This window comes from Mannheimia haemolytica (genome assembly GCA_900638155.1).
In the GTDB taxonomy this organism is placed as follows: Bacteria; Pseudomonadota; Gammaproteobacteria; order Enterobacterales; family Pasteurellaceae; genus Mannheimia; species Mannheimia glucosida.
On the sequence record LR134495.1, the window covers coordinates 1,243,181 to 1,257,176 of the forward strand.

Genomic DNA, 13,996 nt, shown 5'->3' on the forward strand with positions numbered 1-13,996 from the left:
CATTTTATTTAAGAGAATAAAACTATGTCATTCAAATTTGAAGCTGAAGTTCGTTCTGCGCAAGGTAAGGGTGCGAGCCGCCGCCTGCGCCACAATGGTCAAGTTCCTGCAATCATCTACGGTGGTAATGCAGAGCCTGTATCAATCATTTTAGATCACGATAAAGTGAACAACGCACAAGTTCACGATTCATTCTATAACGAAGTATTAACTATCGTTGTTGCAGGTAAAGAAGAGCAAGTAAAAGTACAAGCAATTCAACGCCACCCAACTAAACCAAAATTAGTTCACTTAGACTTCAAACGTGCGTAATTTTTACGAGTGAATTAAAGCGAAGAGGATTAAGTTTTTAAATGAACTTAATCCTTTTTTATTTTGCCATAATAGCTACAAGCGGTTATTTCCTTGCAATTTTTTGCGAAAGCATTATACTCTAGTGCTGAGTTGGTTAGGCAATCGCTGGTTTATTGAAGCCTCTAAATTCGTGAAAACGTAAACTGGGGGACAAGTAAACGAGAGGAAAGTCCGAGCTACACAGGGCAGAGTGCCGGATAACGTCCGGGGGGCGTGAGCCTACGACCAGTGCAACAGAGAGCAGACCGCCGGCTTTGTCGGTAAGGGTGAAAGGGTGCGGTAAGAGCGCACCGTGTGGGTGGTAACATTCCACAGCAGGGTAAACTCCACTCGTAGCAAGACCAAATAGGAACTCAATCGGTGGCCCGCTGAGAGTTCGGGTAGGTTGCTTGAGCGTATATGTAAATGTACGCCTAGAGGAATGATTGTCCACGACAGAACTCGGCTTATCGACCAACTCACTAAATTCTTGAAATGCGAACAGGGGGAACTTGTTCGCTTTTTTATTTTATAGTGAAAGTAAATATGAAATTTATTAAGACGATTATCACGTTAATTGCATTATATTCAATGCCAGTTTTTTCTCACCCACATTCATTCGTTGATTTGAAAACGAATGTTATTGTGGAAGGTTCAATGTTGAAATCTTTCCAAATGGAATGGATGCTAGATGAAATCGCTTCTTCTGAGTTAATTTATGAAGTGAAAAATAGCCAAGATAAAGAAAAAACGCAGCAAAATATCACTGCAGAAATGGTACAAACCGCATTGCAAAATCATTATTTTAGCACCTTATATGATAGCCAAAATCAGCCGATAAAATTTACGACAAAGCCCACAGCAACTCGCTTTGAAATCAAGAATAACAGAGTGATTTTTTATATTACTTTTCATTTAGCTAATCCTTATGAATTAAAGCAGAGTAAAGTGAGATTCTATACTTATGAGCCGAGTTATTATATTGCAATGGAATATAATCGCCCTGCTGATGTCAATATCAGTAATGCAAGTTGTAAAGCAACATTGGTGCAGCCTCAAGTAGATAGTAAGTTACGCTTATATGCTTCTGGTTTGGATAAAAACCAATCACCGGATATGCCTGAAAATGGAGATTACTCTCTTGGTGCCCAATTTGCCCAAAAAGTGGAGATTATATGCGATTAAAAGTAACACATTGGGGGATGATATCGATAGGATTTTTGAGCCTATTTGCTCTTTATCAGCTTTATCCAATGATATTGTTTAAAGTGATGGAATGGCAAAAAAATTTTAATTTACAGCTTTCCGCTTCTCTCAATGAATTGGCTGAAAATCAAAGTAAAGCCGGTATTACCTTAGTATTTATTAGCTTTTTATATGGGGTATTTCACGCAGTTGGGCCCGGTCACGGAAAATTTATTCTGAGTAGTTATCTTTCTTTTGAAAAAACAAAATTAAATCAGGCGATGAAAATCACTTTTGCCTCAGCATTGGTGCAGGGCTTAGTGGCAATTTCATTGGTGACGGTCATTGTGGTGATTTTTACTCTCTCTCGCCAATATTTTAATTTAACCCTAAAATGGGTTGAGCGGGGGAGCTTTGGTTTGATGATCTTGTTCGGCATTTACTGGTGTTATCAGGTGTATCGAACGGTTAATAAAGCACGAAAGCCTATCATTAAATCCATTCGGATTTCGCAAAAAAAAGCTGGAAAATTACCGCTTGTTACGCAGAAAGGGCATATTCATACCGAAAATTGTAGCTGTGGCCATAAACATTTGCCAACTTCAAATGAAATGCAGCAAGTGAAAGATTGGAAAGCACGGCTTATGTTAGTATTGAGTATTGGCTCAAGACCTTGCTCTGGTGCTATTCTTGTTTTATTTCTTTCTTATACGCTCAATCTCTATGCTTGGGGGGTTATTTCAGCATTAGCTATGGCAGTAGGAACAGGGCTGACTTTAAGCTTATTTGCTTATCTTGTTATCATTGCGAGAAATAAGGCAGTTAAGGTTAGCCAATGGTATTTTTCAGCTCAAATTAATCGAAATATCGTTTGGATATTAAAATTTACACTTGGACTCGCATTAATTCTATTTGGAATGGTATTATTTCACAGTAGTTTCATTGATACTGGTACAGGCATTTTTTTCAAACGCTAAATTAATAAGTTATTAAAAATTTTTATTAAAAGTATTAAAAAAACTTTTTAAAAATATTAAATCAGTTACAATGTGGAAGTTTTATTTTCAATTAAGAGGTCTTTATGGATTCAATTATTCTATTCTTTGAGAGTGTACTGACTTGGATTGTGAACACAATCGACGGTCCACTTTGGGACGTAACGATTATCCTATTGCTCGGTGCAGGGTTATTTTTCACTCTTACAACAGGTTTTGTCCAGCTACGTCTTCTTCCGCAAAGTTTGCGTGAAATGTGGGGGGGACGTTCTAGTGAAGGGAAATCATTAACTCCATTCCAAGCCTTTACTACTGGCTTAGCCAGCCGTGTTGGAGTTGGCAACATTGGTGGGGTTGCTACTGCGATTGCTCTTGGTGGGCCAGGTGCGGTATTCTGGATGTGGATTACAGCACTAATGGGAATGAGTTCTGCCTTTGCTGAATCTTCTTTAGCTCAACTATATAAAACTAGGGATCCAAATGGTATGTTCCGTGGTGGACCTGCTTATTACATCACTCGTGGCTTAAAACTTCCTTCTCTTGCGATTGCTTTTGCAGTAACGCTTATCTTCACCTTTGGTTTTGCTTTTAATGCTGTGCAATCTAACTCTATTGTGGAAGCAACCAAAAATGCGTGGGATTGGAACCCAGTCTACGTAGGCATGACATTAGTGGTGATTACAGGGTTAATTATTTCTGGAGGGGTCAAGCGTATTGGTAAAGTTTCTGCCCAAGTTGTTCCAATGATGGCATTATTCTACTTGATTATTGCAGTAATTATTTTAGGTATGAATATTGAAAAAGTGCCAAGTATAATCTCTTTAATTATTGAAAGCGCCTTTGATTTTTCTGCTGCTGCAGGTGGAATGTTTGGAGCATTGGTATCCAAAACTATGCTGATGGGGATTAAACGTGGTTTATTCTCAAACGAAGCCGGTATGGGGTCTGCACCAAACTCTGCTGCAACTTCTGATGCTAAACACCCGGCAAGCCAAGGTTTAATTCAAATGTTGGGCGTATTTGTTGATACGATTGTAGTCTGTACTTGTACCGCAGTGATCATTCTTATGTCAAATAACTATGGTGGTGAAACTTTAAGAGGTATTTCACTTACTCAAACTGCATTACAATTCCATTTAGGCGAATTTGGATTACACTTTTTGGCCTTTGTGATTTTACTATTTTGTTTCACTTCCATTATTGGTAACTATGCTTATGCAGAAACTAATATCCGCTACATTAAAAACAGTCCGTGGTTTGTGTGGGGATTCCGTGCCATCGTTTTATTCTTTGTGTACTTCGGTGCAGTAAGAGACGGCGGTATTGTATGGGCATTTGCCGATACAGTGATGGCATCAATGGCGGTAATTAACTTGGTGGCTATCTTAATTCTTGCTCCGATTGTCTGGATTATTTTAAAAGACTATCTTCGCCAAGTGAAAAGTGGCAAAGAGCCAGTGTTTAGAATTGAAGAACATCAAGACCTTATCCATAAAGGTGTTGACCCATTAATTTGGAAATCGAAAGAGTAATTTAACGGAAAAAACAAGCGGTCATATTTACAAAAAAATGGGTAAATATGACCGCTTGAACTTTTAGTTTAGCCTAAAATTTTTCTCAGTGCGGAGCCGATTTTGGCTAAACTTCGGACGGTAGTCACGCCTGCATCTTCAAGGGCTTTGAATTTTTCATCGGCGGTTCCTTTGCCGCCGCTGATAATCGCACCGGCATGTCCCATACGCTTGCCTTTGGGTGCGGTAACACCGGCAATATAGCTGACTACAGGCTTGGTTACATTTTCTTTGATGAAAGCTGCCGCTTCTTCTTCGGCAGAGCCACCGATTTCGCCAATCATTACAATCGCTTCAGTTTCAGGATCGTCTTGGAACAGCTTTAAAATATCAATAAAGTTAGAACCCGGGATTGGATCGCCACCGATACCAACACAAGTAGATTGCCCAAAGCCTTCGTCAGTTGTTTGTTTAACTGCTTCATAAGTTAAAGTACCTGAACGAGAAACAATACCGATATTGCCTTTTTTGTGGATATTGCCCGGCATAATGCCGATTTTGCACTCATCAGGGGTAATAACACCCGGGCAGTTCGGGCCGATCATTCTTACTCCGGTTTGGTTTAGACGTTGTTTAACTTGTAGCATATCTAAGGTTGGAATGCCTTCAGTAATACAGACAATTAGTTGAATGCCGGCATCAATGGCTTCTAAAATAGCATCTTTACAGCCAGGGGCCGGAACGTAGATAACGGTTGCAGTTGCACCGGTCGCTTCTACCGCTTCGCGTACGGTGTTGAAAACCGGTAAGCCTAAATGGGTTGTACCGCCTTTATTCGGCGAAACTCCGCCAACTAATTGTGTGCCATAAGCAAGGGCTTGTTCGCTGTGGAAAGTACCTTGTCCGCCGGTGAAACCTTGGCAAATTACTTTTGTGTTTTTATCAATTAAAATCGACATTTTTCCTCCTAATTTGCAGATTTTACCGCTAATTCAGCCGCTTGTTTGAGTGATGATGCCGCCAGAATGCTGAGTCCGCTATTGGCTAAAATCTCTCGTCCTTGTGCAGCATTAGTGCCTTCTAAACGTACGATAACAGGCACATTTACGCCTACTTCATTAACTGCTGCAATCACACCATCAGCAATCAAATCGCAGCGGACAATACCACCAAAAATATTGACTAACACAGCTTTTACATTCGGGTCAGATAAAATCAATTTAAAGGCTGCTGCTACACGCTCTTTGGTTGCCCCACCACCAACATCTAAGAAGTTAGCAGGTTTACCGCCATAAAGTTTGACGATATCCATCGTCCCCATTGCTAGCCCTGCACCGTTTACCATACAGCCGATATTGCCGTCTAATGCAACGTAGTTAAGATTCCATTTTTCTGCTTCGGCTTCACGTTCATCATCTTGCGATGGGTCTTGTAACTCTTTAAGTTCCGGGTGGCGGTAGAGAGCATTGCTGTCAATCGACATTTTTGCATCTAAGCAGAGTAGTTGCCCTTCTTTAGTGATGACAAGTGGATTTACCTCTAATAAAGCTAAATCTTTTTCAACAAATAGGTTAGCCAGTTTCACGAAAATATCCGCAAATTGTTTAACTTCATCGCCTTTTAAGCCTAATTTAAACGCTAACTCACGCCCTTGATAAGCTTGTCCACCGGTGAGTGGGTCAATTACTGCTTTGTGAATTAATTCAGGGGTTTTCTCCGCTACTTCTTCAATATTCATACCGCCGGCACTTGATGCCATAAAAATCACTCTTTGAGCAGAGCGATCAACCACTGCCCCTAAGTACAATTCACGGTCAATATTGCAGGTTTCTTCTAAATATAAGGTATTAACCGGTTGTCCGTTAGCATCGGTTTGAAAGGTTACTAAGCGTTTGCCGAGCCATTTATCGGCAAATTCACGAACTTCTGTTTCATTGCGAACCAACTTTACTCCACCGGCTTTGCCACGCCCACCAGCGTGAACTTGGCATTTTATCGCCCACTGTTCGCCTTGTAGTTTGTTGATTGCCTCAACGGCTTCCTCCGCCGTTTTGCAAGCAATCCCTTGGCTTACGGGAAGCCCGTATTGTTTGAATATTTGTTTTGCTTGATATTCGTGTAGGTTCATAGAGTTTCCTCGTTTGGTTTTTTTATGTTACTTTTCTTTGCTTGTGCAAAGAAAAGTAACCAAAAGAAAGCACACCCTGCTTCGCCACCTTCTTCGCTTAGTTTGAATTTGCTTGACGGAAAAATTTATAACTCGCTTGCCTTGCAAGCTCAAACACTAAATTTTTCCTACAAATTCAAAGTCGCTCAGGTGGCTCAGAAGGGAACTCAAATAGAGCGTTTATCGGATTTTGTCAAATTTTATTAAAAACAGACCGCTTGCAGCTAAAAGTACAAGCGGTCATATTTTCGATTAAATTTCCAAAAGAAGACGGGTTGGGTCTTCTAATAACTCTTTGACTGTCACTAAGAAACCGACAGATTCTTTGCCGTCAATTAAACGGTGGTCGTAGCTTAAGGCTAGGTACATCATCGGGCGGATTACCACTTGCCCGTCAATGGCGACAGGGCGGTCTTTAATGGCGTGCATACCCAAAATCGCACTTTGTGGCGGGTTGATAATTGGGGTGGACATTAAAGAACCGAATACGCCGCCGTTAGTGATAGTGAAATTACCGCCGGTTAAGTCTTCAACGGTTAATTTGCCGTCACGTCCTTTTTCAGCAAGTTCTTTAATTTTCTTCTCGATATCCGCCATACTCATTTTGTCGCAATCACGCAACACCGGTGTGACTAAGCCTCGTGGGGTAGAAACCGCAATGCTGATGTCGAAATAGTTGTGATAAACCACATCATCGCCATCAATCGAGGCATTGATTTCAGGGTAGCGTTTTAACGCTTCAACCACTGCTTTAATATAGAACGACATAAAGCCTAAACGCACGCCGTGTTGTTTTTCGAATTTTTCGCCATAGGTCTTGCGTAAATTCATAATCGGTTGCATATCCAGCTCATTAAAAGTAGTGAGCATTGCGGTAGTGTTTTTTGCTTCTAGTAAGCGTTCGGCAATACGTTTGCGGAGTCGTGTCATCGGCACACGTTTTTCGCTACGGCTGTTAAATGCTACAGTGCTAACGGTGTTTTGGCTGGTTGCAGACTCTTTCACTTGGTTGATTTGCACTCGTTTGGCAATCTCTTTTTCAATATCTTCGCGGGTGATTCTGCCGCCTACACCACTGCCTTGAATATCAGCGGCTTGTAAGTCGTGTTCGGCTAATAAACGGCGAATCGCTGGGCCTTGATCATCTGCATTGGTATGGCTGTTTTCAATCGCGGCATATTTGCGATCTGAAGGGGTTGCCTCTGTTTGTTGCTCGATAGTTGCTGGGCTAATATCACCGGCTTTAGCTACCACTAATTTACCCAGTGATTGCTTAGAAACAACTGTAGCACCTTGTTCTTGCGTAATTTCAGCAAGGATTCCGTCGCTTGAAGCAGGCACTTCTAAAACAACTTTATCAGTTTCAATTTCGACTAAAATTTCATCACGTTTTACATTGTCGCCCACTTTTTTATGCCAAGTGGCAACGGTTGCATCGGCAACAGATTCGGGTAAATCGGGGGTTAAAATTTCAATGGTCATAACTTATTCCTTTTTTCGAGAGAGTTTTAAAACTCCAACAGCGTAAATGGTAAACTTTTCTTAAAAATCAACCGCTTGTAGGGCGTATGCACGCCCATTTTTGTTATTAAGCGATCGTTAAAGCATCTTCAACAAGTTGTTTTTGTTGTTTTGCGTGTAAAGACGGATAACCCACTGCCGGTGAGGCGGAAGCCGGTCTGCCTGCGTAGGTCAATTTTGCACCTTCCGGCAGAGAAGCCTCAAAATTGTGCTTGCTGCAATACCACGCCCCTTGGTTTAGCGGCTCTTCTTGGCACCATACAAAGTCTTTAACGTGAGCGTAAGGGGCAAGAATTTGTTGCATTTCCTCCAGCGGGAACGGGTAAAGTTGCTCAATACGAATAATCGCTACATCGGTTTGGTTATTCTCACGGCGTTTTTCAATTAAATCGTAGTACACTTTACCTGAACACATCACCACACGTTTGACTTGTTTAGGGTCAATGTTATCGATCTCACCAATCACATTTTGGAATGAACCGTTAATCAGCTCATCAAGAGACGACACCGCAAGTGGGTGGCGTAGCAATGATTTCGGTGTAATCGCAACTAATGGGCGACGCATTTTGCGGATCGCTTGGCGGCGTAACATATGGTAAACCTGTGCCGGCGTTGATGGCACACAAACCTGAATATTTTGTTGGGCACAAAGCTGTAAATAGCGTTCCACTCGAGCAGAGGAGTGTTCCGGACCTTGTCCTTCATAGCCGTGTGGTAATAACATCACTAAACCGCACATTCTGCCCCATTTTTGTTCGCCTGAGCTGATAAATTGGTCGATGACAATTTGAGCCCCGTTAGCGAAATCCCCAAATTGAGCTTCCCAAATGGTGAGCGTTTTCGGGTCGGTAGTGGCAAAGCCATATTCAAAGGCGAGTACCGCTTCTTCAGAGAGTACGGAATCCCACACTTGGAAACGCCCTTGGTTGGCGTGTAATTGCGTTAATGGCACATAACCCGTACCATCATTTTGGTTATGAATAACAGCGTGGCGATGGAAGAATGTTCCACGACCTGCATCTTCGCCTGAAAGACGAACGTGTGTGCCTTCGTCTAACAAAGTAGCGTATGCCATTGTTTCAGCCATTCCCCAGTCGAATAATTTCTTGCCTTCGTACATCTCTTTACGATCAGCATAGATCTTTTCAACCCGAGAATGAGCTTTAAGCGAAGCCGGATATTCGCACACCCGTTTGGCAATGGTTAAGAATCGTTCTTCAGGGAATTTACTTTCGTAAGGGGCAGTCCAGTCGTAATTGAGATATTGTAGCCAATCGACCGCTGCCATATCCATTTCACGCCATTCCGGCACAACGCATTCGCCGTTGTCTAAGGCATCACGATACAGGTTTAACATCTCGATTTCTTGCTCGTTGGTTAAAACGCCTTCGGCAATTAGACGGTCAGCATAGACTTTGCGAGGTGTCGGGTGTTTTTTGATGATGCTATACATCATCGGCTGAGTTGCTAAAGGCTCATCGGCTTCATTATGTCCGTGACGACGGTAAGAGATTAAATCAATAAAAATATCACGCTTAAATTTAGTACGATATTCCACCGCCATTCTCGCTGCAAAGGCAACCGCTTCCGGGTCGTCACCATTAACGTGAATAATTGGTGCCTGAATCATTTTGGCAATGTCGGTACAAAATTCGGTGGAACGGGTGTCATTAGGGTTAGAGGTGGTGAATCCGATCTGGTTGTTGATGACAATACGGATCGTGCCACCTACTTTATAGCCACGGGCGTTTGCCATATTTAAGGTTTCTTGCACCACACCTTGCCCTGCCACCGCAGAGTCACCGTGAACGGTCACGGCAAGCACTTTTTCGTGTTCGGTATCACGCATACGTTCTTGTCTTGCACGCACTGAGCCGATTACCACCGGGCTAACAATCTCTAAATGCGATGGGTTAAAGGCAAGGGTAAGGTGAACGTTTTTATCATCTACGGCAAAGTTTGAGGAGAAACCTTGGTGGTATTTCACATCGCCCGTGCGGCTTTCATCGGCGTGTTTACCGGCAAATTCATCAAACAATTCTGCTGGGCGTTTACCAAATACGTTCACTAACATATTCAAACGACCACGGTGTGCCATACCTAAAACCACATCAGTCATACCTTGACGAGAGGCGTGGCGGATAATCTCTTTCATCATCGGAATAAAGGCATCACTGCCTTCCAATGAGAACCGTTTTGCCCCCGGGAATTTTGCCCCTAAGTAACGCTCTAAACCATCGGCAGCGGTCAATTCGCTTAATAAATTCAGTTTTTCTGCTTTGGTGAACAGTGGTTTGTTTAGCACGCTTTCCATTTTGGCTTGAAGCCAGTTGCGTTGTTCAATATCTTGAACGTGCATAAACTCTAAACCGATAGGGCCTAAGTAAGTTTCTTTTAAGGCTTTATCCAGTTCGCTGAGTTTCATTGTGTCTTTATCATAGACATAGCGACCGACCGTAAAAGTTTCGTTGAGATCTTCATCGGTGAAGCCGTGATATTTGTAGTCCAATTCAGGCACGCTGGAGGTTTTCCAACGGTAATAGTTAATTGGGTCAAGTTTTGCCTCTAAATAGCCACGGAAACGGTGAGCGTTAATCCATTGCAGTAAGCGAACTTGTTTCGCACCGGCTTCTGGGTCAATAATAGTGACGGATTGAGGTTGCTGTTCACGGGCTAATTTACGGAAATAGTCACGAATAGGGGTGTGAGCTTGTTCAACTTGGGGAGTTTTAGGAAATGAATCAAAGATGTTTCTCCAGCTTTCATCAACATTTGCTGGATTTTCTAGATACTGTTCATAAATTTCTTCTATATAAGATTGGTTTGCACCGCCTAATGCAGATGATGCAAGCCAATCATCAAAATGTGTATATTGCATAAAGACCTGACCTGTTTGTGGTATGAAATCACGCCCTTATTATACTCCAATTTAAGCAAATAAAATGTGAAGTAAGTCTGATTTTTAGATAAATCTTGTGCTGCAAGCGGTTATTTTTAGCATTATTTTTACAAATTTTAAACATTTGGTAAAAAGGACGCCTATCAGTGCTCACAACTACATTCACCAAGGCAGATATCGCCATGTAAATTATGGTGATGGTTATGTTTATGTGAATAAAATGCAACATTACGTGCAAATTGGTCGCCAAAAAAATGGATAAAGCTCGGATCGTGTGTAATGACTTCGGGGCTTCCGGCACAACAAATATGTTTATTGATGCAAAGCACTTCATCTGTATTCGCCATCACAATATTTAAGTCGTGTGAGACCATTAAAATAGCACAGTTAAGGAGATCCCTTGTTTTATTAAGTAATTGATAGAGTTCGGTTTGGCCTATAATATCAACGCCTTGCATTGGTTCATCTAACACTAAAAGTTGCGGACGATCTAAAATTGCCCGAGCCAGCAATACACGTTGAAGCTCACCACCCGATAATTTTTGCATACTATTTTCAGTGAGATGGGTAATAGAAAACAGATCTAGTGCTTGGTTAATCATTTCTTTGGTAGTATGTGGTTTTAGCGCAAGAAATCGATAAACAGTAATGGGCATCGAGGGTTCTAAATGCAATTTTTGTGGTACATAGCCAATTTTGAGTTCTTTTTGATGAATAACCTTTCCTTTATTTGGGCTAAGTAATTTTAGCAAAATTTTAAGCAGGGTAGATTTTCCTCCACCATTTGGCCCGACTATCGTCGTGATAGAGTTAGGATAAATAGATAAATTAATATTTTGTAATGCTTTTTGTCCATTGAAAGACACTTCAATATTCTCAAGAGAAACTAGTGCTGTCGCGGATAAATTTTGTTTGAATAGTTCAAATTTAGTGGTATTTAGATTCGGTTTAAGATGATGGATTTTCATTGATATAAAAAAATTAGGGGTATTAAGTTAAAATTAGCTGATTTTTCGTGTTGTGACAATAGATTAAATGAATTTTTTCTTGGTAAAATAGTCTACTCAGAAAAATATGTAAATTTTAGTAAATTTTAAAAATAGCGGGATATATTTTGCAACATGTAATTTTAGCGAGAGATCGTAAGCGACATAAAAAACATTTTAAGATTGCGGTTTTCTTATTAGCGGTATTTAGTCTATTTGTTGGTATTGTTCTCGCACTAAAAGATCAATCCTCAATCAATAATACATCTTCGCAGGAAGATATTATTGCCATTGATAAACCGGAAAAATATCAGAGTATCAACACTAATTTGGCGGAAAATAATACTCTCCATCAGGAGCAACATTCCAGTTTTATTAATTATGTGACTGATTTACTGACTCAGTCGGCATTAGTAATCGAACATGACGACGAAATTGTTGATGATCAAACAGCGACTTCTTATGAAGATGAATTAGTTGGGCAAGACGATGAAGTAGAAGAAGGGATTGAAACGGTTGAAAATCAAGTTCCTGGGGAAAAACTCCCAGAAGAGGCTGAAAAGGCATTAGAAGATTTACTTGATGTGGCTGACCAAGCACTACGAATTCAAAACCAATTCAGTTATACCGTAGCTCGAGGCGATAAACTTAAAGATGTATTAGAACAATCAGGCTTAACGGCATCCGTTGCGAAAAGCTTAATTAAGCAGCATTCGGCATTAGCACAATTAGAACCTGGTCAACAATTTTATTGGGTATTAGATAATGACGGTGAATTAGAATATATGAACTGGCTGGTTTCCGAAAAAGAGGAACGAGTTTATGAGCGAAAAGAAAATGGTAAATTTTCTTTTCAACGATTTGAGAAAAAAGGGGAATGGAAGTTAGATGTTGTAAGTGGAACTATTCAGAATAGTTTTGCGATTAGCTTAAAAGCTGTTGGCTTATCAGACCGCCAAATTAACCAGCTAGCGGTTGGATTGCAGTCACAAATTGCAACGAATAAATTAAAAAAAGGTGATCGATTTGCGATTTTGATTAAGCGTGAATATGTTGATGGAAAAGTAACGGATTTAGGGAATGTGGAAGGAATCCATGTAATTAGCAGTAAAAAAAGTTATTATGCTATTCAAGCAGATAATGGACGCTATTATAGTCGATATGGTGAAACATTAAGTGGAGGGTTTGCTCGTCATCCATTATTATTTGCAGCAAGAGTAACTTCTTCTTTCAACCCCAAACGCAGACACCCCATTACAGGGAGAATTAGTCCGCATAAAGGGGTTGACTATGGCGTGCCAATAGGTACTCCGATCATCGCACCAAGTGATGGTATCGTAGAGCATGTGGCATATCAAGCCCGTGGAGCAGGACGTTATATTCGGATAAAACACGGACACATTACGACTGTTTATATGCACCTCAGCAAAACGTTGGTAAAACCAGGGCAGAGTGTTAAAAAAGGGGAGCGGATAGCATTATCGGGTAATACAGGAGGTTCAACCGGGCCTCATTTACACTATGAATTCCATATTAATGGTCGACCGGTCAACCCGATTACGGTAAAATTGCCCGGCTCAAATTCAGGTATGGGTAATAAAGAACGTCAAGCATTCTTAAATAAAGCGAAGAATGTAGAAAGTAGATTAAAAATGTAAGGATTCTCAATGAAAAAAAATCTAATCACTTTAGGATTAATGTGTTTATCAACCATCACGTTTGCTTCAGATGCAAAACTAAAAAGCCAGCTTGAAAAAATTGGAGCCACAGATGTTAAAATTTCAGATTCTCCATTAACAGGCTTTAAAATGGCGACTTCAAATGAAGGTGTTGTATATATCAGCCAAGACGGTCGTTATGTAATTCAAGGTAAAGTATTTGAGCTAAAAAATGGTAAAGCGATTGATATTACTAATCAAGGATTGTTGGCAGAATTGAATTCATACACTAATGAAATGATCGTATATCCAGCGAAAAATGAGAAACATGTGATGACTGTGTTTATGGATATTACTTGCCATTATTGCCATTTACTACATACTAAAATCAAAGAATATAATGATTTAGGTATTACCATTCGCTATTTGGCATTCCCGCGTGGTGGAATGAATACCCAAACAGCAAAACAAATGGAAGCTATTTGGACATCAGCAGACAAAGTAAAAGCACTGAATGATGCTGAAGATGGTAAATTACCAACTCAAATAAAAACACCGGATATTGTGAAAAAACATTACCAATTAGGGATTAAATTTGGTGTGACAGGTACCCCAAATATGGTAACTTCAGAAGGAGAGCTGATTGGTGGTTATGTAGAGCCTAAAGAATTAGCGAAAATGTTAAGTGAATAATTCATTAACTTGAATACAAGCGGTCTTTTTTTGTAAAATTTTTGCAAA

11 protein-coding genes and 1 other RNA gene are annotated in these 13,996 nt (G+C 40.6%); 7 read left to right on the forward strand and 5 right to left on the reverse strand.

Annotated elements, in window-relative coordinates; genetic code table 11:
* Positions 1-24 precede the first annotated feature (24 nt).
* From rplY to EL242_RS06255, 5 genes are all read left to right on the forward strand, one after another.
* Entirely contained in the window at positions 25-312 is a 288-nt protein-coding gene (gene rplY, locus EL242_RS06235) for a 50S ribosomal protein L25 (protein ID WP_006247821.1), read from the forward strand.
* Positions 313-440: 128 nt separating this feature from the next.
* Positions 441-819, forward strand: an RNA gene (rnpB, locus tag EL242_RS06240) — RNase P RNA component class A.
* A 60-nt stretch (positions 820-879) separates the two neighbouring features.
* Positions 880-1,518 (forward strand): DUF1007 family protein, encoded by a 639-nt coding sequence (locus tag EL242_RS06245; RefSeq protein ID WP_126301939.1) that lies wholly within the window; start codon positions 880-882, stop codon positions 1,516-1,518.
* Positions 1,509-2,495: a nickel/cobalt transporter gene (locus tag EL242_RS06250; RefSeq protein WP_126301940.1), complete on the forward strand. Its 987-nt coding sequence runs from the start codon at positions 1,509-1,511 to the stop codon at positions 2,493-2,495. The genes EL242_RS06245 and EL242_RS06250 overlap by 10 nt, the downstream gene beginning before the upstream one ends.
* Before the next feature lie 104 nt (positions 2,496-2,599).
* Positions 2,600-4,045, forward strand: a complete 1,446-nt coding sequence (locus EL242_RS06255; RefSeq protein ID WP_126301941.1) for an alanine/glycine:cation symporter family protein — start codon at positions 2,600-2,602, stop codon at positions 4,043-4,045.
* 68 nt (positions 4,046-4,113) lie between these two features.
* On the opposite strand, the gene sucD is transcribed toward EL242_RS06255, so the two are convergent.
* The 5 genes from sucD to znuC all read right to left on the reverse strand — a co-directional run bounded on the left by sucD (position 4,114) and on the right by znuC (position 11,579).
* On the reverse strand, positions 4,114-4,983 hold the full coding sequence (gene sucD, locus EL242_RS06260; protein ID WP_126301942.1) for a succinate--CoA ligase subunit alpha: 870 nt from the start codon (positions 4,981-4,983) through the stop codon (positions 4,114-4,116).
* 8 nt (positions 4,984-4,991) lie between these two features.
* Positions 4,992-6,152 carry an ADP-forming succinate--CoA ligase subunit beta gene (gene sucC / locus EL242_RS06265; protein WP_126301943.1) on the reverse strand — a complete coding sequence of 387 codons (1,161 nt, stop codon included), beginning with the start codon at positions 6,150-6,152 and terminating at the stop codon, positions 4,992-4,994.
* 291 nt (positions 6,153-6,443) lie between these two features.
* Positions 6,444-7,673: a 2-oxoglutarate dehydrogenase complex dihydrolipoyllysine-residue succinyltransferase gene (gene odhB, locus EL242_RS06275; RefSeq protein ID WP_126301945.1), complete on the reverse strand. Its 1,230-nt coding sequence runs from the start codon at positions 7,671-7,673 to the stop codon at positions 6,444-6,446.
* Positions 7,674-7,779: 106 nt separating this feature from the next.
* The gene (gene sucA, locus EL242_RS06280) at positions 7,780-10,590 is read right to left on the reverse strand and encodes a 2-oxoglutarate dehydrogenase E1 component (RefSeq protein WP_126301946.1); all 2,811 of its coding nucleotides are present in this window, start codon (positions 10,588-10,590) and stop codon (positions 7,780-7,782) included.
* A 164-nt stretch (positions 10,591-10,754) separates the two neighbouring features.
* Complete coding sequence (gene znuC / locus EL242_RS06285) at positions 10,755-11,579, reverse strand: zinc ABC transporter ATP-binding protein ZnuC (protein WP_126301947.1); 825 nt, start codon at positions 11,577-11,579, stop codon at positions 10,755-10,757.
* Between the two features lie 146 nt (positions 11,580-11,725).
* Here znuC and mepM point away from each other — a divergent pair, with 146 nt between their 5' ends.
* Positions 11,726-13,255, forward strand: a complete 1,530-nt coding sequence (mepM, locus tag EL242_RS06290; protein WP_126301948.1) for a murein DD-endopeptidase MepM — start codon at positions 11,726-11,728, stop codon at positions 13,253-13,255.
* 9 nt (positions 13,256-13,264) lie between these two features.
* Complete coding sequence (gene dsbC / locus EL242_RS06295) at positions 13,265-13,948, forward strand: bifunctional protein-disulfide isomerase/oxidoreductase DsbC (protein WP_126301949.1); 684 nt, start codon at positions 13,265-13,267, stop codon at positions 13,946-13,948.
* Positions 13,949-13,996: the final 48 nt, after the last annotated feature.

Coding starts and splice junctions, on each gene's coding strand:
- sucC (WP_126301943.1), bottom strand. CDS start 6,152: ATGAACCTACACGAATATCAAGCAAAACAAATATTCAAACAATACGGG.
- EL242_RS06250 (WP_126301940.1), top strand. CDS start 1,509: ATGCGATTAAAAGTAACACATTGGGGGATGATATCGATAGGATTTTTG.
- sucD (WP_126301942.1), bottom strand. CDS start 4,983: ATGTCGATTTTAATTGATAAAAACACAAAAGTAATTTGCCAAGGTTTC.
- znuC (WP_126301947.1), bottom strand. CDS start 11,579: ATGAAAATCCATCATCTTAAACCGAATCTAAATACCACTAAATTTGAA.
- EL242_RS06245 (WP_126301939.1), top strand. CDS start 880: ATGAAATTTATTAAGACGATTATCACGTTAATTGCATTATATTCAATG.
- rplY (WP_006247821.1), top strand. CDS start 25: ATGTCATTCAAATTTGAAGCTGAAGTTCGTTCTGCGCAAGGTAAGGGT.
- sucA (WP_126301946.1), bottom strand. CDS start 10,590: ATGCAATATACACATTTTGATGATTGGCTTGCATCATCTGCATTAGGC.
- dsbC (WP_126301949.1), top strand. CDS start 13,265: ATGAAAAAAAATCTAATCACTTTAGGATTAATGTGTTTATCAACCATC.
- odhB (WP_126301945.1), bottom strand. CDS start 7,673: ATGACCATTGAAATTTTAACCCCCGATTTACCCGAATCTGTTGCCGAT.
- EL242_RS06255 (WP_126301941.1), top strand. CDS start 2,600: ATGGATTCAATTATTCTATTCTTTGAGAGTGTACTGACTTGGATTGTG.